Source organism: Mesorhizobium opportunistum WSM2075 (genome assembly GCF_000176035.2).
GTDB classification, from domain to species: domain Bacteria; phylum Pseudomonadota; class Alphaproteobacteria; order Rhizobiales; family Rhizobiaceae; genus Mesorhizobium; species Mesorhizobium opportunistum.
Genome location: NC_015675.1, coordinates 4,715,886 through 4,735,234 on the forward strand (window position 1 = coordinate 4,715,886; position 19,349 = coordinate 4,735,234).

Genomic DNA, 19,349 nt, shown 5'->3' on the forward strand with positions numbered 1-19,349 from the left:
CATAAACTTGCAAAGCCCTTGAAGGATCTCCCCTTCAAGGGCTTTTTGCTGTCACCAGATGTCCGCGGATGGTTTGCGTGACCAGCCATGCGACAGCGGCCACCCGCTTTTGGTTTACGGGGATCGTTGTTAGCTGGATTTGCCGAGGGCAGGCAACGTCGGTCACGGTCGTAACACTGGGCCATCGCGGCCCATTTGCGGTGAGCGGCAGATGGCTTTTCGCGCGGAAAAGTCGCCAGGAGCGAGCGGCACACTGCCTCAGGCTGCAATGCCCGCTCGTCCGGCGCCCCCGCCAATGCCGTCGTTCAAGAAACCCCGCCCGTTCGAACAGCATCGCTTTGGCGTAACCCAAGGTCCCGAATACGCATGCCGCGGCGTGATCTGTCAACGCCGCCAGCCCGAGGCATAAATCGCCGATTTCGATGTATGAACAGTGGCTTATATAGATAGTCATTGGTGTACGGACGAGCTGAAACAGGCTGTTTTCCGGGGTTTTTCAACGAACTCGGAAACGCTGGATATTTCATGACGGCAAAAGGCGCCTGCCAAAAGCCTCTCCGTGACAGGAAATTGCCCGGTCCTTTTCAACCTGACTTTTTTTGGGGGAATTCACCCCGCCGGGCCAGCACGGCAAAAAGAACCCCGGCAACGGCCGGAGTTCTCGCAAGGACAGAACGTCGGAAGGCGACGCTTATCCGGCATGGGGGCGCATGGACGACTTTTACGCAGCCGTCGTGCAGGCGCCCGAAGAGGCGGTGCCCAGCGCCCTCATCGCCAACAGCGACATGATCGGCCGCGACGGCAACCGCAACCTCGCTTTGCCCCATGCGAAGGTTGTCGCTGCGCTGAAAGCACGTGGAGCTGCCGCCCGCTGACCAAGGCGGACGTGCCTCGCCCCGCAAGCACTACGAAAAAGGCCCTGGCGTTTTTCGCCAGGGCCTTTTTCGTCATCGAGTTCTGGTGCGGCGAAGATCTTGCGTCCGCGCCGCGAAAACAATCAGGCGGCAGCCGAAACCGATGCGTCGGTCGCAACCTGCGAGATCGTCTTCAGGATCTGCGAAGCGATCTGGTAGGGGTCGCCCTGCGAATTCGGACGGCGGTCTTCCAGGTAGCCCTTGTAGTCATTCTTGACAAAGGAGTGCGGCACGCGGATTGACGCACCGCGGTCGGCGATGCCGTAGCTGAACTTGTTCCATGGCGCGGTCTCGTGCTTGCCGGTCAGACGCTTGTCATTGTCCGGGCCGTAGACGGCGATGTGGTCCATCAGGTTCTTGTCGAACTGCGCCATCAGCGATTCGAAATACGCCTTGCCGCCGACTTCGCGCATATAAGCGGTCGAGAAGTTGGCATGCATGCCCGAGCCGTTCCAATCGGTGTCGCCAAGCGGCTTGCAGTGGAATTCGATGTCGATGCGGTATTTTTCGGTCAGGCGCAGAAGCAGATAGCGGGCGATCCACATCTGGTCGGCGGCCTTCTTGGAGCCCTTGCCGAAGATCTGGAATTCCCACTGGCCCTTGGCCACTTCGGCGTTGATGCCTTCATGGTTGATGCCGGCCGCCAGGCAAAGGTCGAGATGCTCCTCGACGATCTGGCGTGCGACATCGCCGACGTTCTTGTAGCCGACGCCGGTGTAGTATGGGCCCTGCGGTGCGGGATAACCGGTCTCCGGGAAGCCGAGCGGACGGCCGTCCTTGTAGAAGAAATACTCCTGCTCGAAGCCGAACCAGGCGCCCTCGTCGTCGAGAATGGTGGCGCGCTTGTTGGAGGCGTGCGGCGTCACACCGTCGGGCATCATGACTTCGCACATGACCAGCACGCCATTGGTGCGGGTCGGGTCCGGATAAACCGCGACCGGCTTCAGCACGCAATCGGAGCTGTGGCCTTCGGCCTGCATGGTCGAGGAACCATCGAAACCCCACAGCGGCAGCTGGTCGAGCGTCGGGAATTCGGCGAATTCCTTGACCTGCGTCTTGCCGCGAAGGTTGGGGACCGGGGTGTAACCATCGAGCCAAATGTACTCGAGCTTGTATTTCGTCATTCTAGCCTCTCGTTGCTTGATCACCGAACACTGAACGGCGTCGACACGCGTCTGCCGTCAGCAGCCGGCCCTGCCGGATCACTAAAATGCAATTCGTGTGCCACTCGGGCGCCAGCGGGTGCGGCAAAATGGCGGCGATACCCGGTTGAATTTGCTGAGCCGCCTCATCGATGGATCGAGATCGATCAACAATGCAAAATGCATAAATAATATGCAAAAGATGATCTTTTCGTAGGCATATTGCCCAAATGAATCGCACAACCTATCTTGCAATAAAGCTGAATCGAAAAGCTCCTGCAAAAGAAAGGAGGCCGCTTATGGAAGTCATCATCTCCCGTCCGTCGGCAAAGATCCTGATGTTCCCTCTGGCAGCCCGCAAATCTGCCTCAAATTTAGGCGCAAAGGCCAAGTTCGCGGCAGAGCTTGCTTCGCTGCGCAACACGCACGCCGATTTTGACGGCTGGTACCACGAGGCGGCCGTCGAGGAAGAAAACCAGCGGAAGAGCTGAGCCACCCCCTTCAGGTCTCGGATACGAAAAAGCCCGGCGTGATTGCTCACGCCGGGCTTTTGGTGGACGATCCGTCGGCTACTCCTTGGCGTGCAGATCGGTGCCAAGCGTGTCCTTGACGAAGATCATGCCGATAACGAGCGACATCGCCGCGATCACCACCGGATACCAGAGGCCATAGTAGATATCACCCTTGTAGGCACTAAGGGCGAACACGGTCGCCGGCAGCAGGCCTCCGAACCAGCCATTGCCGATATGGTAGGGCAGCGACATGCCGGTATAGCGGATGCGGGTCGGGAACATCTCGACCAGGATCGCCGCGATCGGCCCGTAGACCATGGTGACGAACAGCACCAGGATGAACAGGATGCCAATCGTCATCGGCCAGTTGACGGCTGCCGGATCGGCGAACATGGCGAAGGCGCCACCGCCCGGTATGTTGTAGACAGTGACCTCGGGCGCGCCTGCTGCCTCATCGGTGGTCAGGATCTTGTCCTTGACTGCCTGTTCGGTCGGCACCGCTGTCTTTTCGCCGCCACGGATGGCGGCAGCATCGAGCTTCAGTTCAGGGTTGGCGGCGATGAAGGCGTCGAGTTTCTGGTCGGCAACCTTGATTGCCGCGCGCTTCAGCGGATAACCGCCGTCCCGCAGGGACATGTTGACGGCCTTGACGAAGGCGGCGTCCTTGGCCTTGGCCTGGTCGCCGGCAGCGACGGCGTCGTAGGACTCCACGGTCTCGTTGCCGATCTTGACCGACGCGGCTGTTCCGGCCGCGGCCGTCGAGACGATGTCGTAGGGAACCGAGTTCTTGGTCAGGAACGAAGTCGCGATGTCGCAGGACGTCGTGAACTTGGCGGTGCCGACCGGATTGAACTGGAATCTGCAATCGCCGGGGGCGGCCGTCACCGTTGCCCGGGTGTTCTGCTGTGCCGTGGCCAGCGCCGGATTGGCAGCCCAGGTCAACGCCTTGAACAGCGGGAAGGTGCAGACAATTGCCAGCGCAAGGCCAGCCATGATGATCGGCTTGCGGCCGATCTTGTCGGACAGCCAGCCGAACACGACGAAGAAGATCGAGCCGATGGCCAGCGCAATGGCGATCATGATGTTGACCGACTGCGCATCGACCTTCAGCACGTTCTGCAGGAAGAACAGTGCGTAGAACTGGCCGTTGTACCAGACGACGGCCTGGCCGGCAGTGAGGCCAAGCAGCGCCAGCAGCGCGATCTTGGCGTTCTTCCACTGACCGAAAGCCTCGGAGAGCGGCGCCTTGGAGCCTTTGCCCTCTTCCTTCATCTTCTGGAAGGTCGGCGACTCAGAAAGCGACAGCCGGATCCAGATCGAGACGGCGAGCAGCAGGAAGGAAACGATGAACGGAATGCGCCAGCCCCAGGCAGCGTAGCTTTCCTTGCTCAACGAGCCCTGAACGATCAGGATGACGATCAGCGACAGGAACAGACCGAGCGTAGCCGTCGTCTGAATCCATGACGTATAGAAGCCTCGGCGGTCGTCGGGCGCGTGCTCGGCGACGTAGGTCGCCGCGCCACCATATTCACCGCCGAGCGCCAGGCCCTGCAGCATGCGAAGGATGATCAGGATCACCGGAGCGGCGATGCCCAAGGTGGCATACCCCGGCAGCAGGCCGACCAGGAAGGTGGACAGGCCCATGATCGTCATGGTGACAAGGAACGTATATTTGCGGCCGACGAGGTCGCCGATACGACCGAACAAAAGGGCGCCGAAAGGGCGCACCAGGAAGCCGGCGGCAAAGGCCAGCAGCGCGAAGATGTTGCGTGTCGCCTCAGGGATCGTCGGAGCAAAAAAGGTCGAGCCGATGAAAGCCGCCAACGAGCCGTAGAGATAGAAATCGTACCATTCGAAAACGGTGCCGAGCGAGGAAGCGAAGATGACCTTCTTCTCTTCCCGCGTCATGCCGCGGCTCGTTCCGCCGGCGGTCGATGCCAATGCCATTGCGTTTTCCTCCCGTGAGACCCTTTTCCTCGACGCTGCGTTTCAATCGTCGGCGTTCTCCTCCGAACGCGGACTCAACGACAGCCATCGCGGAAAAAATGACAGAAAGCGCCCCCCGGCGGCAGAGCGACGATGGGATTATGACTTTGGTATTAGGTGCGGTGCGGCAAAGCCGTGCGAAGCTCAGGCCTTGAGCGCTTCCAGGAGCTGGACGGCGGCCATCATATCGCGCTTGCGGGCGGAGCGGCGGGCAACCGCCTCCGCGTCCTGGCCCCATTGCTCGATCTGCCAGTCCTCATCGACATGGCCGGCGGCCCAGGCGGCCTCGACGTCGAGCTCGCCAAAATCGACAGCCAGCGCCAGCAGCGCCGAACCGGTCAGCGATGTCATGACGTGGATGGCGGCGAGCCGCAGCGGATCGGCACGCTGAGCAAGATGCGCGCCCAGCACGGCGATCGTCTCGCGCGGCTGCTCGACATGAATGATGCCTTCAGCAAGATTGAAGCGGGCTCCAAGGCTGCCGCGTGCCCAATCGATCACCGGGTCCCAGTGCTCGTTCTGCCGCTCGACCAGCCCTTGCGGCGCATCGGCGCGGTAACAAAGCAAGTCGGACGAGGCAAAGCGCAATATGTCTTCCAGCACCGCCTGCGGATCGCTGGCGACGCCATCGATGGCGGTGTTGACCAGGCGCATCACCGGCATCGTTACTGGATTGATGGTCTCGCCCTGGGCGGCGAACTCGTCGGCAACCAGCGCCGCGGCTGCTTCGGTCGGCAGCGACAGCAGCGCCTTTCCCGGTGTGCGCACCGGCCTGCCGTCGAGATGGACGGCAAACCCGTCTTCCACCGGCGCAACCGAGACGGTTTTGTAGAAGCGCTTCGGCAGCGGTGTCTTCATCTGGATCTGGGCGCGGCGCACCGGGTCCGGATCGGAAAGGTATTTGCCCGCTTCGAGGTCGTTGAGGATATCGCGCATGAAGGTCTCTCTCACACCGGTGTCAGCTTGCGCGCCGGCCGGTTGACGATGATCAGGCCGGCGGCAATCAGACCAAGTGCCAGGAAGATGCGGATGGTCAGCGGCTCGTTCAAGATGATTGCGCCGCACAAAACACCGAACACCGGTGACAGGAAGGTGAAACTGGACAGACCCGACGCCGGATAGCGGCGCAGCAGCCAGAACCACAACACGTAGGTGAAGGCGACGATGTAGATCGCCTGGAACAGCAGCGCCAGGGTCGGCAGCAATGTGGGATCGCGGACCGGCGGGCCCGCCAAAGGCAGAACCAGAAGGCCAACGATGGCCGCGCCGGCGAGTTGGTAAAGCAGCAGCTTTTCAGCACTCGCCTCGACCAGTTTCGAGCGTTTGATGAGGATATTGGTCAGGGCCCAGAAAAACCCTGAGCCGAGACTGAGTAGGTCGCCGAACAGCATGTCCCCGCCGCCGCCGAGCTTATCGGAAAAAACAGCGGCAAGACCGGCGAAGGCCAAGAGCAGGCCGAGGAACTTGCGCAAGGTGATCTGTTCGCCAAGCAGGAAGTGGCCGCCGATCAGCATCCAGAACGGCATGGTATTGACCAGCAGGGTGTTGCGGGCAACGGTCGTGTGTTCCAGGCCGACGTAAAGGCAAAGGAATTCCACGCCGAAAAGCACGCCCACCGCGATGCCGGCAAGCAAGGTGCCGTCGCGCGTGAACAGCGCGATGCCGCGCCAGCGGCACCAGAGGAAGACGCAGAAGCCGCCGATGATCGAACGCGCGATCGACAGGAAGACGGGGTCGTAACCGGCATAGGAGATCTTGGCGGCGACGTAGTTCAGTCCCCAGGAAAAAGTCAGGCCGACCATGATCGCGGCGGCGGCCATGTCGACCGTGTCGCGCCGATCGAGCGTGTCGGTGACCACGATCAATCCTCCGCGCTGGCGTCGTCGAAGCCGATCAGGTTCCAGCTCTGGCGCATATGCGGCGGCATCGGCGCGGTGACGTCGATGAAGCCCTTGTCCGGGTGCGGGATGACGATGCGGCGCGCGTGCAGGTGCAGGCGATTTTGGATGCCGCCGGGAAAATCCCAATTGGTGTCGGCCTCGAAATATTTCGGATCGCCGATGATCGGGCAGCCGATATAGGCGGCATGGACGCGCAACTGGTGGGTGCGGCCGGTATAGGGCTCCATTTCCAACCAGGTCATCGTCTGCGCCGCCTGCTCGATGATGCGGTAGTAGGACACGGCGTGGTCGGCGCCTTTTTCGCCATGCGCGGCGATGCGCACCCGGTCGCCGTCGGGTGTCGGCTCCTTGATCAGCCAAGTCGAGATCTTGTCCTCGCGCTTGGGCGGCACGCCCTTGACCAGCGCCCAATAGGTCTTCTTGGTCTCGCGGGCGCGGAACGCCTCGGAGAGCTTCATCGCCGCCAGCCTCGTGCGGGCAACGACCAGCACGCCCGACGTGTCGCGGTCGAGCCGGTGAACCAGCCGCGGCTTCTCGCCCTTCTGGTTGCGCCAGGCTTCCAGCATGTCGTCGACATTGCGGGTAACGCCCGAACCGCCCTGCACCGCCAGACCCGCCGGCTTGTTGAAGACGAAAACCTTCGGATCCTCATGGATCAGCATTTTGGCCAGGACGTCGGCATCGCCCTGGTTACGGATCGAGTGGCCGGTCAGCGGGCTCTCGCCCTTCTTGTCCACCTCGAGCGGCGGGACACGCACCACCTGGCCAGGCTCGACACGGCTGTCCGCCTTGACGCGGCCGCCATCGACGCGGATTTGGCCCGAGCGCAGCAGCTTCTGCAGATGGCCGAAGCCGAGGCCCGGGAAATGGGTCTTGAACCAGCGATCGAGCCGCATGCCCGCCTCGCCGGCCTCCACCGTGATCTGTTCAACGCCTGCCATGTTTTCTTCGCTTATCCATTTCCCGGCAGGGCTCGGCCCTACTCTCGGCGCGGCAATAGCACTAAGGCAGGCTTCTTGCGAGCCAAAGTCCCAGAAACAGGGCGATAATGGCGCCAATGACACTGGCAAGCGCATATCCAAACGCCGGCAGCGTGGCTCCCCGCTCCCACAATGTCGCGAAATCCAGCGAGAAAGCGGAAAAGGTGGTGAAGCCGCCAAGGATGCCGGTGGCGACAAACAGCCTCACTTCGGTCGATCCGCCGCGGCGCGCCAGGATGGCGATGAACAGACCCATGGCAAAGGAGCCGACGATGTTGATCGCCATCGTGCCCCAGGGATAATTGGGACCGACGAGGCGCAGCGCGCCCATATTGGCGAGATGACGGATGCCGGCGCCGATGCCGCCGCCGACGACCACGAGAAGCAGATTGAACATGGTCGTTTACTGCCCCTGCAGGGGCGGCGGCGTCAATCCCTTCAAGACCCGACAGTCGACCCCGCCTTCACCACTCGGGCGCCGTCCAGTTCGGATATCTCTTCTGGAACTCGCTGTAGAGGGCATCCACTTCAGCTTTGCCGACCGGGCGCACCTGCTCATAGAGGTAACCGGTAAGGCCGCCGGACAATTGGTAGGTTTCAACGCGTTTGTAGGCAGCGCCGATGCCCGTTCCCTCGACAATATTCTGGTTGGGAAGCGTGACACAGATCTGCGCACCCGGCTGCAGGTGGATAACGGGCCGGTCAGCCACGACAACATATCTGGATTTCAAAGCCTCCGGCCGGAATCGATCGCGACTATCCACCTGACAAATCCATCCGACGTGCGGAGTGAGCTTGGGATCCAAACCAAACAACAGCGAGTCGCTCAAAACCGCGCCTGAGGCAAACACCGAAAAACGATCCTCAGCTTTCATTTTGCCAAGCAGGTCGGCAATCAAGCGTCTGTATTCGGGAAGATTGTCGAGGTGTAGCGGGAGCGTCGCTTCCTCGGCGAAAACGAAGCCGACCGGCGACAGCAGTTGACGACCGACTGGAAAAAAAGTGCCAAAAAAAGCAAAACCGGCGGCACAAGCGATGGCGGCCGCCGACCATCGTGACTTCAGTGCCGGCATCGAAACGATTGCAACGATTGCCTGGGCGTATGCCGGGAACAGCCAAAGAAACATCGGCAATGAATGATGCCGCTCCGGATCCTGCGTGCGGATAAAGATCAGGAAGGTGAGCACCGAGGCAAAGGCGCACAGCAGCGAAAACCCCTTGCGGCGCACGACCGAGATATAGAGGCCGACCATGATCAGCAGCCAGTTCACATAGCTGAGCCGGGATCCCATCTCGCCAAGTTGGATGAGGAAGGTCGTCCTGTATCCGCTGTAGAGATCGCCATAGCTGGTGCCTAGAATCTTGGCGATCAGCGGTAGCTGAAAGTTCAATGAGGTCGCGGCAATAACGAAAATCGCACACAGGCCGCCCAATGCCGCTTTGCCATAGGACGGATAGCTCCGATCCCTTGCAATCTGCAGCAAACAAAAGAAGGCGGCGGAAACGGCGATGCCAATGACGGCGTAGGCGTACCAGCGACGCAGCATGAACGCCAGCCACAGGCACACACCCACGCAAATTCCGCTGATCACCGGTTCGCTGGTAAGAAACTTTGACTTCCAAAGAAAATAGGTTGCCACGGTAATGGCAAGACAACCGGCAATGTCCGGCATTCCACGAAGCGTCGGCGCCCAGAACGGAGTATAGAGGAAGGCCGCAATCCAGACGGCGAGCCAGGCTCGGGGCGAAGCCGTCTCGGAAGTCGCCTCCAGATAGCTCATTCGGGCTATGAGGAGAACCGTCGGTACCAGATAGACCGCGACTATTCCGGCGACAAACGCATACCGCGAACCTCCGAAAACTACATAAATCGGCATCAACGGCGCCAAAATCGCCGAACCATAGTCATCTGTCGCGATAGAGGTGGCCAACTGGCTTAGCCATTGAAAAGGCCCGTCGATCAGGAGCGCCCCTTGATGCCGGAATGTATTGAAGTAGGCGACGAAGTCCCAATAATAGACGGGCTCTTCAAGGCTTACATATATGGCGCTCAGAACAAGGCCCGGTATCAGGGTGCAAATATAAGCCCCCGTCCAGAATCCGAAGATTTTGTTCTTTGTCACTGGAGGCCGCCTGGGAGGAAAAGACAGAGCCGTGGAACCCGAACCGCACCAACTCCCAACGCAGGAGCCGTTCCGGCAAATGCGAATCTAGCGAGACAATTCATATAATGAATTGTCGAGACCCCAAATGGCGGTGAAAGAACAAGCGCGGCGACGCCTTGCTCGCCTCAAGCCCAGCGACGGCATTGCCGAACGGAGTCCCGGTGCCGGAGGCTCAAGAGGTACCGGAGATTCAAGAGGTACCGGAGTTTCAAGACTTGGCGATGCCAAGCCTGTGCACGAGCGCCGTCAAAGTTGACCACACCTCGTCCTGGCCACACCTCATCCTGCAGCCACCAGGACGCTGCCGGCGGAGCCCGACAGCGTCGATAGCTTTCAGCTCAGGTGGTTTCGACTTTCTTAGGCTTGGTCGAGCCGATCATTTTCCAGTTCTTGTAGAACATGGAATTGATGCGCTCCACGCTGACCGAGACGATGGCGAGCATGCCTGCTATCAGCCGGGGAACCGGGGACGGCCTGATGACGTCCATGAACACGCAGTAGCGGCGGCCGTCATACTCATTGACCGAGCGGTGCAGCAGCGTGTCGTCGAAAATGAACAGCGGATTGTCGTACCAGTAATTCTTGACGTTGCCGCATTCGACGAAGATCTCCGACTTCACCGGGACCAGATTGTAGAGAATGCGCAGGCTGAGCCGCAGCGGGCCGAAATGCCACGAGGTCGATTCGCGCTTGCTGAAGACGGAAACGGCGATCGTCTTGATGTATTTGAAATCCTTGTTGAACTCGGCGACGTTGTCGATCCTGTGCTTGCCGTACCATTGGTAGACATACATGCCGCGCCGGCCGGTGCCGAAATTGGCATCGATGTCGGCGATGATCTCGTCCTTGCGCGCCTTGAAGATGTCCAGGACCTCATTGACCTCGCGCTGATAATCGGCGGGAAACTGCTCCAGCTTCCACACGCCGGGATTCCTGTAGCAGAGCAGATCGACCAGCAGGTTGAACGGCGACAGCAGCCAGGTGAACAGGCCGTTGCCGAGGAAGTAACCTGAGAACAGCGAGAGATCCTTCCTGTCATTGCGCAGCACGTCGATCAGGCCGCAGACGATGAAGATCGTCGTCAGGATGGGGATGAAATAGAAGCCAAGGGCGAGAAGCGGGACGGCAATGGCCAATTTGCGAAGGGATTTGCGAAGGGTTTTTGTCATTTTTCCACGCGCGAAGCGCGATCCTGTTGCGAATGAACTGCCAAAATCACGGCAACGACCACCGCCCGGCCGTGCGCCTTGATAAGGTCTTTTGGGTCACCACACAACGGTCACGGCATCGTGCCTGGCGGCTGCCTCGTGGAGGTCGCCGGACTTCGGTCAATGCACCGCCGGCAAACCAAGCTCGTCCCATTTTTCCCTGGCCACGGGATCGCCGACCAGGAACTCAAAGCCGATGACGCTTTCGCCGTCTCGTGCGAGCTGGCATTTGAACTTCAAACTGTACCAGTTTTTGCGGCTGCGGAAAGCCGCACCGTTCGCGGCAATCGTGGTTCCAGTGATTTTTTCCTCCGCCGTCGCGTAAGGCACGACGCGTTCGGGCTGAAAGTCCGCGCGCCAGCGGCGAATCTGGTCCATGGCCTCGAGATTGCACAATTGCACCATGCGTTCATCCGAAGCGAAGGTGGCGAGATCGGCGCGCGCCTGCCGGCTGCGTGGATCGGCGAGCGTCTTGGCCGACAGCATCTCGGTCGGCCGGATCATGGCCGGCGCAGACGGCTGTTGAGTTTGAGGGGCATCCGGCGTTGGCGCCGGAGTTCGCGCCTCCGGCGCCGGTAGCGGTGACGGCGTTGGCGCGGGCGATCGCCTTGTCGAAGCCTCGAACTGCAGCGGCGTCAGAATGTCGACAGACACCCGCTCTTCCTCCAGCCGTTTCGGCGGCTTCGGCAATGGCATCAAGGCCAGCGCGGCGGCGAGCAGCGTGTGCAGGACAACAGAGGCGGAAACACCCCAGGGCGAAGCCTCGTCTCGAAGCGTGACGACCACCGGGCCGCGCAAGCCGGCTATTCCCGCTCTTTGCGCAGCTTTGCCCAATAATCGAGCCGCTTCCTGATATCGCGCTCGAAACCACGCTCAGGCGGATCGTAGAAGGTCTGGCGGCCCATCTTCTCGGGAAAATAGTCCTGGCCCGAAAAGGCGTCCGGCTCGTCATGATCGTAGCGATAGCCCGCGCCGTAATCCTCTTCCTTCATCAGCTTGGTCGGCGCGTTCAGAATGTGCTTTGGCGGCAGCAGCGAGCCGTGCTCCTTGGCAGCGCGCGTGGCCGCTTTGAAGGCGGTGTAGACGGCGTTGGATTTGGGCGCCGTGGCGAGATAGACGGTGGCCTCGGCAAAGGCGAGTTCGCCCTCGGGCGAGCCCAGATAGTCGTAGGCATCCTTGGCGGCGTTGGCGACGACCAGCGCCTGCGGATCGGCAAGGCCGATGTCCTCCATCGCCATGCGCACCAGCCGGCGGCCGAGATAGAGCGGATCCTCGCCGGCATCGAACATGCGCGCGAGATAGTAGAGCGCGGCGTCGGGATCCGAGCCGCGCACCGATTTGTGCAGCGCCGAGATCAGATTGTAATGGCCGTCCTGGCCCTTGTCGTAGATCGGCGCACGGCGCTGGACGATGCGCTGCAGCCCTTCGGGATCGAACACCTCGTCAGGCTTGGCGGCACGCCAGACCTCCTCGGCGAGCGTCAGGGAGGCGCGTCCGTCGCCATCGCTCATGCGGATGAGCATTGTCCGCGCCTCGTCATCGAGCGGCAGCGCCCTGCCCTCCGTCTCCTCCGCCCGCGTCATCAGCTTGGCGATGCTCTCCTCGCCGAGCGAATGAAAGACCATGACGCGCGCACGCGACAACAGGGCCGCGTTCAATTCAAAGGACGGGTTTTCGGTCGTGGCGCCGACCAGGACGACCGTCCCATCCTCCATGACGGGGAGGAAGGAATCCTGCTGGGCGCGGTTGAAACGATGGATCTCGTCGACAAACAACAATGTCTGGCGGCCATTGGCGCGGCGCAGCTTGGCGGCCTCGAAGACCTTCTTCAGGTCGGCGACGCCGGAAAACACCGCCGATATCTGTTCGAAGGCAAGGCTGGTCTCGCCGGCAAGCAACCTTGCCACTGTGGTCTTGCCGGTGCCGGGCGGGCCCCAGAAGATCATCGAGCCGAGCGAACCCGAGCCGATCAGCCGGGTCAGCGCGCCATCTGGCCCGGTCAGATGTTCCTGGCCAACGACCTCACCCAGATTCTTCGGCCGCAGCCTGTCGGCTAGCGGCCGTCCTGGCGGCGTCTTTTCCGGTTCGTCAACGCTGAACAGATCGGCCATGCACTTCTTTTGGTTTGGAGCGCGATCCCTTCAGATCGAGCTCAGTAACGCAACACCTGGCGCAGTATCTGCCCGCCGCGCTCGACGGTAAAGCGCCACCAGCGCGTATCCTGCTGGGCAGCCTGCGCCAGCGTCGCGGCAGTGTCTATCGCGGTGCCGTTGACCTCGCGCACGATGTCGCCCGGCATGAAACCGAAATCGGCGGCCGGCGAGTCGCGGTTGATGTCGATCACCGTCACGCCCTTGAGATCGGTGCGCAGGCCGAGCTTCTGGGCAAGCCGTGGCGACAGCTCCGCGACCTTGGCGCCCGAGAACGGGCTGCGGCCATGCAGCGTCACTTCCGAGGCCTTCGCACCCTCCGGCGCGCGCTCCAGCGCGATGTCCATCGCCGCCTGCTGGCCCTTAGTCAGGATCGCGAAATTGGCCTTGGTGCCGATCGACAGCGTCGCCATGCGATAGTCCAGCGCCTCGATGCTCTCGACCGGCTTGCCGTTGATCTGCAGCACGACGTCGCCCGGCTTCAGCCCCGCCTTGCCCGCCGGCCCCGTCGCATCGACGGACGAGACCAGGGCGCCGGTCGGCTTTTCCATGGCAAGCGATTCGGCTATCTGCGGCGTCACCGCCTCGAACTCGGCGCCGATATAGGGGCGCTCGAAGAAGTCGAGACCGGCCTTGGCGGCATCGGCGAAAGCCCGCACCATGTTGGCCGGGATGGCAAAACCGATGCCGATCGAGCCGCCGCTGCGGCTATAAATTGCGGTGTTGATGCCGACTAGCTGGCCGCCCATGTTGATCAGCGCGCCGCCGGAATTGCCGGGATTGATGGCGGCGTCGGTCTGGATGAAGTAGCCCGAGTCCGAGACGCCGATATGGCTGCGGGCAAGTGCGGAGACGATACCGCTTGTGGTGGTCTGGCCGACGCCGAAGGGATTGCCGATGGCCAGCACCAGATCGCCAACTTCGAGCGCGTCGGAATCGCCGATGGCGATCACCGGGAATGGCTTGTCGGATTCGATCTTGAGCACGGCAAGGTCGAGCGTCTCGTCCTTCAGCATCACCTTGCTGGTGAATTCGCGCCCGTCGGCGGTCGCCACCTTGACCTCGTCGGCATCCTTGATGACGTGAAAATTGGTGACGATGACGCCGCTCGGATCGACAAGCACGCCCGAACCCAGCGAGGACTGCGCGCGCGGCCGGGCACGGCCGAAAAACTCCTCGAAGAACGGATCGCCTTCAAAAGGCGACGTGACCTTGGCCGTCTGCGAGGCATAGACATTGACCACGGCGGGCGCCGTCTGCTTGACCAGCGGCGCGAACGACAGCTGCACCTCTTCGCGGCCGAACGGCACGCGCTTGTCGGGTCCTGAGGTAGCGTTTTCGCCCTCGACACCATGCAACAGATCGGTCAGCACGTCCGACAGGCCCGGATCGGCTGGCTTTGCGGCGTCTTCGGCCAACGCCTGCCGAACTGCCGGTGCGGCTGCGAACACCATGAAGGCGCAGAGCAGGACAAGGGACAGTCTTTTGGCGCGCATTCGCGAATCCTCCAAGGCAAGTTCGGGCGCATTGTCCCGACGATTGTGCAAAATGAAAGGCTAAGCCGCTGAAATCCGATTATTTTCGCGCAAGCAGATCTTTATGGGCGTGCTTTGAACCGCGCAGAACATGAAAAAGGGGCCCGCAGGCCCCTTCAATTCATTCTGGAAAGACGTGACCTTATGCGGCCGCGGCGTCCGCTTCGGTGCCTTCGGCTTCGAGGCGGGCGCGGTCGCCGGCGCCCTTGGCCGAGGTGTCGCGATCGACGAACTCGATGACGGCCATCGCGGCATTGTCGCCGTGACGGAAGCCCGCCTTCATGATGCGCAGGTAGCCGCCGTTACGGTTGGCGTAGCGCGGGGCGATCGTGTCGAACAGGCGCTTGACGACGCCTTCATTGCCGATCTGCGCGATCACCTGGCGGCGGGCGTGCAGGTCGCCGCGCTTGCCGAGCGTCACCAGCTTCTCGACGATCGGACGCAGGTCCTTCGCCTTCGGCAAGGTGGTGACGATCTGCTCGTGCTCGAGCAGCGACACGGCGAGGTTGGCGAACATCGACTTGCGATGGCTAATGCTTCGGGCGAAGCGACGGCCTTTGAAACCGTGGCGCATGGCTCATTTCCTTCTTCAGTTGTTCAAGAGGCCACGGCCTCTGATGGTTTTCCGCATGACCGTCGGATCGAGCGGCCCACGCCGCCGATCCTTGGAATTCATGCTCAGTATTGATCTTCGTAACGCTTGGCGAGGTCTTCGATGTTTTCCGGCGGCCAGTCCGGCACTTCCATGCCGAGATGCAGGCCCATCGCCGCCAGCACTTCCTTGATCTCGTTCAGCGACTTGCGGCCGAAGTTCGGGGTGCGCAGCATCTCGGCTTCGGTCTTCTGGATGAGATCGCCAATGTAGACGATGTTGTCGTTCTTCAGGCAGTTGGCCGAACGCACGGAAAGCTCGAGTTCGTCGACCTTCTTGAGCAGCGCCGGGTTGAAGGCGAGCTCGGTGACGGCTTCCGCCGCGACTTCCTTCTGCGGCTCGTCGAAGTTGACGAACAGGCCGAGCTGGTCCTGCAGGATGCGAGCGGCGAACGCCACTGCGTCCTCGCCCGAGATCGAACCGTCGGTCTCGATGGTCATGGTCAGCTTGTCGTAATCGAGAACCTGGCCCTCGCGGGTGTTCTCGACCTTGTAGGAGACCTTCTTGACCGGCGAATACAGGCTGTCGACCGGGATCAGGCCGATCGGCGCATCCTCGGCGCGGTTGCGCTCTGCCGGCACGTAACCCTTGCCGGTGTCGACGGTGAATTCCATGCGGATTTCAGCGCCTTCATCCAGCGTGCAGATGACGTGGTCGGGGTTGAGGATCTCGACGTCGCCAACCGTCTGGATGTCGCCGGCCAGAACCGCGCCCGGTCCCTGCTTGCGCACGACCATGCGCTTGGGCCCATCGCCTTCCATGCGGATGGCGATTTCCTTGATGTTCAGGACGATGTCGGTCACGTCCTCGCGCACGCCGGCGATGGACGAGAATTCATGCAGGACACCGTCGATCTGCACGGCGGTGACGGCCGCACCGCGCAGCGAAGACAGAAGCACGCGGCGCAGCGCGTTGCCGAGCGTGAGGCCAAAGCCGCGCTCGAGCGGCTCGGCGACCAGCGTGGTCAGCGTCTTCTTCTTCGACGAGAACTCGATCTTGTTCGGCTTGATCAGTTCCTGCCAATTTTTCTGGATCATGATGCTTTCCTTCCGTTGACCCGCCACCATCCAATCGTGGCGGGCGACCTGGAATACCGTGGAGGAACGCCTTTCGGCGTTCGCGCGGCGTTCAATAATGTTAGACGCGGCGCTTCTTGCGCGGGCGGCAGCCATTGTGCGGGATCGGCGTCACATCACGGATCGAGGTGATGGTGAAGCCGGCCGCCTGCAGGGCACGCAGCGCCGATTCACGGCCCGAGCCAGGTCCGCAGACCTCGACTTCGAGCATGCGCATGCCGTGTTCCTGGGCCTTCTTGGCAACGTCCTCGGCAGCCATCTGGGCGGCGAACGGGGTCGACTTGCGCGAACCCTTGAAGCCCTGGGCACCGGCCGACGACCAGGCGATCGAATTGCCCTGCGCGTCGGTGATGGTGATCATCGTGTTGTTGAAGGTCGAATTGACGTGGGCAACGCCCGACGAGATATTCTTGCGTTCGCGACGGCGAACACGAGCGGCTTCCTTGGCCATGATAGTCCTTTCAGTTGATCTCTACACCGCCGTAATGCCAGCGGCTCCACCTTTGAAAGCGAGTAGTGAGTAGTAATTAGCGAATAGGGATCCCCTACTCGCTAATGGCTACTCGCTATTCGCTCACTTACTTCTTCTTGCCGGCGATCGACTTGGCCGGGCCCTTGCGGGTGCGTGCATTGGTGTGGGTGCGCTGGCCGCGAACCGGCAGCGAGCGGCGGTGACGCAGGCCGCGGTAGCAGCCGAGGTCCATGAGACGCTTGATGTTCATCGACACTTCGCGGCGCAGGTCGCCTTCGACCTGGTAGTCGCGGTCGATGGTCTCGCGGATCTGCAGCACTTCCGCGTCGGTCAGCTGGTTGACGCGGCGCTCCGCCGGGATGCCGACCTTGTCGACGATCTCCTGGGCGAACTTCTTGCCAATGCCGTGAATGTACTGAAGCGCGATGACGACGCGCTTGTTGGTCGGAATGTTGACGCCGGCTATACGAGCCATGTTCTTCTCTTCTCCATGTGGGCCGGCCAACCCTCAAAAAGGCAGATCCGGCGCTGTCAAAGTTGCCCCGCGTCCGGTGGAGGCCGGCCCATGCGGGAGTTTCCAGTTCAAGGCGACTGCCTTGCCCTTGCGGACAAGCAAAGCCCATGCCTGATAGGAAGACGGGCCGCCATACCGCAGCGAACCGCTCCCGTCAAGCGCAATCGTTAATTTACCGACTCCGCCCCTTGAGCGGCCGCCGCGAGCACGGCCTCGATCTCGGCGGTCACCGCGTCGATGCTGGCCATGCCGTCGACAGTCTTGAGCCTGCCCTTGGCGTAATAGTAACCGGTCAGCGGAGCGGTCTTCTTGTAGTACTCGCGCAGGCGCTCTTCGAACACCGCGGGATTGTCGTCCTTGCGCACCGGCTGGCCGGCTGCCTTGGCATCCTCGGCGCGCTTGACGATGCGGCCGACCAGGGCCCTGTCGTCGACGACCAGTTCGATGACCGTGTCGAGGCCGATGCCACGCTCGGCAAGCATCTGCTCGACCGCATCGGCCTGCACCAGCGTGCGCGGGTAGCCGTCGAGGATGAAGCCCTTGGCGCAGTTGGCCTGGTCGATCCGCTCGGCAACAATGGCGTTGACGATGGCATCGGACACCAGTTCACCGGCATCCATCACCGCCTTGGCACGCTTGCCGACTTCGGTGCCGGCTTGAACGGCGGCACGCAGCATGTCGCCCGTCGACAGCTGGGGTATGCCGTGTTTCTCTACCAGTCTTTGTGCTTGTGTCCCCTTGCCCGCTCCTGGCGGCCCAAGCAAAATCAACCTCATCTGGCTTTCTTCCCCCCGCGCAGCTTCGACTTCTTGATCAGGCCTTCATACTGGTGCGCGATCAGGTGGCCCTGAATCTGCGCAACCGTATCGAGCGTGACACTGACCACGATCAGAAGCGATGTGCCACCAAGGTAGAATGGTACGCCAGTCGCCGAGATCAGGAACTCCGGCAGCAGGCACACCAGCACCAGATAGATGGCGCCGACGACGGTGATGCGGGTGAGAACGTAATCGATGTAATCGGCGGTGCGCTCGCCCGGACGATAGCCTGGGATGAAGCCCGAGTGCTTCTTGAGCTGGTCGGCGGTGTCCTTCGGGTTGAAGACAATCGCTGTGTAGAAGAAGGCGAAGAACACGATCATCGCCGCGTAGAACGCCATGTAGAGCGGCTGGCCGTGGCCGAGCGAGGCCAGGATGGTGCTGGCCCAGGCCGGCATGTTGGTCGTCTGCGAGAAGCCGGCGATGGTCGCCGGCAGCAACAGCAGCGACGAGGCGAAGATCGGCGGGATGACGCCCGACGTGTTCAGCTTGAGCGGCAGGTGCGAGGTGTCGCCCTGGAACATGCGATTGCCGACTTGGCGCTTCGGATATTGGATCAGCAGGCGCCGCTGGGCGCGCTCGAAGAACACGATCAGCGCGATGACGACGATGGCCAGCACGATGATCGCCAGGATCAGGCCGGTCGACAGGGCGCCGGTGCGGCCGAGTTCCAGCGTGCCGGAGATGGCATGCGGCAGGCCGGCGACGATGCCCGAGAAGATGATCAGCGAAATGCCGTTGCCGATGCCGCGCGCGGTGATCTGCTCACCGAGCCACATCAGGAACATGGTGCCGCCGACCAGGGTGACGACGGTCGAGATGCGGAAGAACATGCCGGGATCGCTGACGATGCCGTTGCCGTTCTCCAGGCCGACCGAAATGCCATAGGCCTGAACCAGCGCGAGCAGCACGGTGCCGTAGCGCGTGTATTGGTTGATGACCTTGCGGCCCTGCTCGCCTTCCTTCTTCAGCGCTTCCAGCGAAGGGATGACCGAGGTCATCAGCTGCATGATGATGGAGGCGGAGATGTAGGGCATGATGCCGAGCGCGAAGATCGCCATGCGCTGCACGGCGCCGCCGGCGAACATGTTGAACATGCCGAGCACACCCTTGCTCTGCGAAGAGAAGGCCTGGGCGAAGGCGTCGGGATTGATGCCGGGAAGCGGAATGTAGGTACCGAGGCGATAGACGAGCAGCGCGCCGATGGTGAACCAGATGCGTTTCTTCAGGTCCTCCGCCTTGGCGAAGGCCGAGAAATTCAGATTCGAGGCTAATTGTTCAGCAGCCGAAGCCATGCCTGATTCTCCGCTTGGTAACGCTTGAT

General features: G+C 61.6%; 19 protein-coding genes. 2 read left to right on the top strand and 17 right to left on the bottom strand.

Annotated features, from left to right (window positions below):
• The first annotated feature begins 710 nt into the window (after positions 1–710).
• The gene (locus MESOP_RS35215; RefSeq protein WP_174324781.1) at positions 711–875 is read left to right on the top strand and encodes a hypothetical protein; all 165 of its coding nucleotides are present in this window, start codon (positions 711–713) and stop codon (positions 873–875) included.
• A gap of 122 nt (positions 876–997) precedes the next feature.
• On the opposite strand, the gene MESOP_RS22670 is transcribed toward MESOP_RS35215, so the two are convergent.
• Positions 998–2,038: a glutamine synthetase beta-grasp domain-containing protein gene (locus MESOP_RS22670; protein ID WP_013895678.1), complete on the bottom strand. Its 1,041-nt coding sequence runs from the start codon at positions 2,036–2,038 to the stop codon at positions 998–1,000.
• Positions 2,039–2,355: 317 nt separating this feature from the next.
• On the opposite strand from MESOP_RS22670, the gene MESOP_RS22675 reads away from it, so the two are divergent.
• Complete coding sequence (locus tag MESOP_RS22675; protein ID WP_013895679.1) at positions 2,356–2,547, top strand: DUF2735 domain-containing protein; 192 nt, start codon at positions 2,356–2,358, stop codon at positions 2,545–2,547.
• 78 nt (positions 2,548–2,625) lie between these two features.
• Here MESOP_RS22675 and MESOP_RS22680 read toward each other — a convergent pair whose 3' ends face one another.
• The 16 genes from MESOP_RS22680 to secY all read right to left on the bottom strand — a co-directional run bounded on the left by MESOP_RS22680 (position 2,626) and on the right by secY (position 19,320).
• Entirely contained in the window at positions 2,626–4,515 is a 1,890-nt protein-coding gene (locus MESOP_RS22680; RefSeq protein ID WP_013895680.1) for an MFS transporter, read from the bottom strand.
• Between the two features lie 183 nt (positions 4,516–4,698).
• Positions 4,699–5,490, bottom strand: coding sequence for an ATP12 family chaperone protein (locus tag MESOP_RS22685; RefSeq protein ID WP_013895681.1), 792 nt, complete (start codon positions 5,488–5,490; stop codon positions 4,699–4,701).
• A gap of 11 nt (positions 5,491–5,501) precedes the next feature.
• The gene (locus MESOP_RS22690) at positions 5,502–6,374 is read right to left on the bottom strand and encodes a DMT family transporter (protein ID WP_049802473.1); all 873 of its coding nucleotides are present in this window, start codon (positions 6,372–6,374) and stop codon (positions 5,502–5,504) included.
• Between the two features lie 41 nt (positions 6,375–6,415).
• Positions 6,416–7,396 (bottom strand): RluA family pseudouridine synthase, encoded by a 981-nt coding sequence (locus MESOP_RS22695; RefSeq protein WP_013895683.1) that lies wholly within the window; start codon positions 7,394–7,396, stop codon positions 6,416–6,418.
• Positions 7,397–7,457: 61 nt separating this feature from the next.
• A complete protein-coding gene (crcB, locus tag MESOP_RS22700; protein ID WP_013895684.1) occupies positions 7,458–7,832 on the bottom strand; it encodes a fluoride efflux transporter CrcB in 375 nt (124 codons plus the stop codon).
• Positions 7,833–7,899: 67 nt separating this feature from the next.
• A complete protein-coding gene (locus MESOP_RS22705) occupies positions 7,900–9,558 on the bottom strand; it encodes a hypothetical protein (protein WP_013895685.1) in 1,659 nt (552 codons plus the stop codon).
• A gap of 380 nt (positions 9,559–9,938) precedes the next feature.
• Positions 9,939–10,769 (bottom strand): aspartyl/asparaginyl beta-hydroxylase domain-containing protein, encoded by an 831-nt coding sequence (locus MESOP_RS22710; RefSeq protein WP_013895686.1) that lies wholly within the window; start codon positions 10,767–10,769, stop codon positions 9,939–9,941.
• 159 nt (positions 10,770–10,928) lie between these two features.
• On the bottom strand, positions 10,929–11,606 hold the full coding sequence (locus MESOP_RS36260; protein ID WP_245264946.1) for a DUF930 domain-containing protein: 678 nt from the start codon (positions 11,604–11,606) through the stop codon (positions 10,929–10,931).
• Between the two features lie 5 nt (positions 11,607–11,611).
• Positions 11,612–12,919, bottom strand: a complete 1,308-nt coding sequence (locus MESOP_RS22720; protein ID WP_013895688.1) for a replication-associated recombination protein A — start codon at positions 12,917–12,919, stop codon at positions 11,612–11,614.
• 41 nt (positions 12,920–12,960) lie between these two features.
• On the bottom strand, positions 12,961–14,454 hold the full coding sequence (locus tag MESOP_RS22725; protein ID WP_013895689.1) for a DegQ family serine endoprotease: 1,494 nt from the start codon (positions 14,452–14,454) through the stop codon (positions 12,961–12,963).
• A gap of 181 nt (positions 14,455–14,635) precedes the next feature.
• Complete coding sequence (gene rplQ, locus MESOP_RS22730) at positions 14,636–15,067, bottom strand: 50S ribosomal protein L17 (protein WP_013895690.1); 432 nt, start codon at positions 15,065–15,067, stop codon at positions 14,636–14,638.
• A 104-nt stretch (positions 15,068–15,171) separates the two neighbouring features.
• Positions 15,172–16,182 carry a DNA-directed RNA polymerase subunit alpha gene (locus MESOP_RS22735; protein WP_006205443.1) on the bottom strand — a complete coding sequence of 337 codons (1,011 nt, stop codon included), beginning with the start codon at positions 16,180–16,182 and terminating at the stop codon, positions 15,172–15,174.
• Between the two features lie 100 nt (positions 16,183–16,282).
• Positions 16,283–16,672: a 30S ribosomal protein S11 gene (rpsK, locus tag MESOP_RS22740; RefSeq protein ID WP_006205444.1), complete on the bottom strand. Its 390-nt coding sequence runs from the start codon at positions 16,670–16,672 to the stop codon at positions 16,283–16,285.
• A gap of 127 nt (positions 16,673–16,799) precedes the next feature.
• Positions 16,800–17,168, bottom strand: coding sequence for a 30S ribosomal protein S13 (rpsM, locus tag MESOP_RS22745; protein WP_006205445.1), 369 nt, complete (start codon positions 17,166–17,168; stop codon positions 16,800–16,802).
• A gap of 206 nt (positions 17,169–17,374) precedes the next feature.
• On the bottom strand, positions 17,375–17,983 hold the full coding sequence (locus MESOP_RS22750) for an adenylate kinase (protein ID WP_013895691.1): 609 nt from the start codon (positions 17,981–17,983) through the stop codon (positions 17,375–17,377).
• A complete protein-coding gene (gene secY / locus MESOP_RS22755) occupies positions 17,980–19,320 on the bottom strand; it encodes a preprotein translocase subunit SecY (protein WP_013895692.1) in 1,341 nt (446 codons plus the stop codon). The genes MESOP_RS22750 and secY overlap by 4 nt, the downstream gene beginning before the upstream one ends.
• Between the last annotated feature and the right edge of the window lie 29 nt (positions 19,321–19,349).

What these genes read in the sequence shown, in the direction of transcription:
- MESOP_RS35215 (WP_174324781.1), top strand. Translation starts at nt 711, where the DNA reads ATGGACGACTTTTACGCAGCCGTCGTGCAGGCGCCCGAAGAGGCGGTG.
- MESOP_RS22670 (WP_013895678.1), bottom strand. Translation starts at nt 2,038, where the DNA reads ATGACGAAATACAAGCTCGAGTACATTTGGCTCGATGGTTACACCCCG.
- MESOP_RS22675 (WP_013895679.1), top strand. Translation starts at nt 2,356, where the DNA reads ATGGAAGTCATCATCTCCCGTCCGTCGGCAAAGATCCTGATGTTCCCT.
- MESOP_RS22680 (WP_013895680.1), bottom strand. Translation starts at nt 4,515, where the DNA reads ATGGCATTGGCATCGACCGCCGGCGGAACGAGCCGCGGCATGACGCGG.
- MESOP_RS22685 (WP_013895681.1), bottom strand. Translation starts at nt 5,490, where the DNA reads ATGCGCGATATCCTCAACGACCTCGAAGCGGGCAAATACCTTTCCGAT.
- MESOP_RS22690 (WP_049802473.1), bottom strand. Translation starts at nt 6,374, where the DNA reads ATGGCCGCCGCCGCGATCATGGTCGGCCTGACTTTTTCCTGGGGACTG.
- MESOP_RS22695 (WP_013895683.1), bottom strand. Translation starts at nt 7,396, where the DNA reads ATGGCAGGCGTTGAACAGATCACGGTGGAGGCCGGCGAGGCGGGCATG.
- crcB (WP_013895684.1), bottom strand. Translation starts at nt 7,832, where the DNA reads ATGTTCAATCTGCTTCTCGTGGTCGTCGGCGGCGGCATCGGCGCCGGC.
- MESOP_RS22710 (WP_013895686.1), bottom strand. Translation starts at nt 10,769, where the DNA reads ATGACAAAAACCCTTCGCAAATCCCTTCGCAAATTGGCCATTGCCGTC.
- MESOP_RS22720 (WP_013895688.1), bottom strand. Translation starts at nt 12,919, where the DNA reads ATGGCCGATCTGTTCAGCGTTGACGAACCGGAAAAGACGCCGCCAGGA.
- MESOP_RS22725 (WP_013895689.1), bottom strand. Translation starts at nt 14,454, where the DNA reads ATGCGCGCCAAAAGACTGTCCCTTGTCCTGCTCTGCGCCTTCATGGTG.
- rplQ (WP_013895690.1), bottom strand. Translation starts at nt 15,067, where the DNA reads ATGCGCCACGGTTTCAAAGGCCGTCGCTTCGCCCGAAGCATTAGCCAT.
- MESOP_RS22735 (WP_006205443.1), bottom strand. Translation starts at nt 16,182, where the DNA reads ATGATCCAGAAAAATTGGCAGGAACTGATCAAGCCGAACAAGATCGAG.
- rpsK (WP_006205444.1), bottom strand. Translation starts at nt 16,672, where the DNA reads ATGGCCAAGGAAGCCGCTCGTGTTCGCCGTCGCGAACGCAAGAATATC.
- rpsM (WP_006205445.1), bottom strand. Translation starts at nt 17,168, where the DNA reads ATGGCTCGTATAGCCGGCGTCAACATTCCGACCAACAAGCGCGTCGTC.
- MESOP_RS22750 (WP_013895691.1), bottom strand. Translation starts at nt 17,983, where the DNA reads ATGAGGTTGATTTTGCTTGGGCCGCCAGGAGCGGGCAAGGGGACACAA.
- secY (WP_013895692.1), bottom strand. Translation starts at nt 19,320, where the DNA reads ATGGCTTCGGCTGCTGAACAATTAGCCTCGAATCTGAATTTCTCGGCC.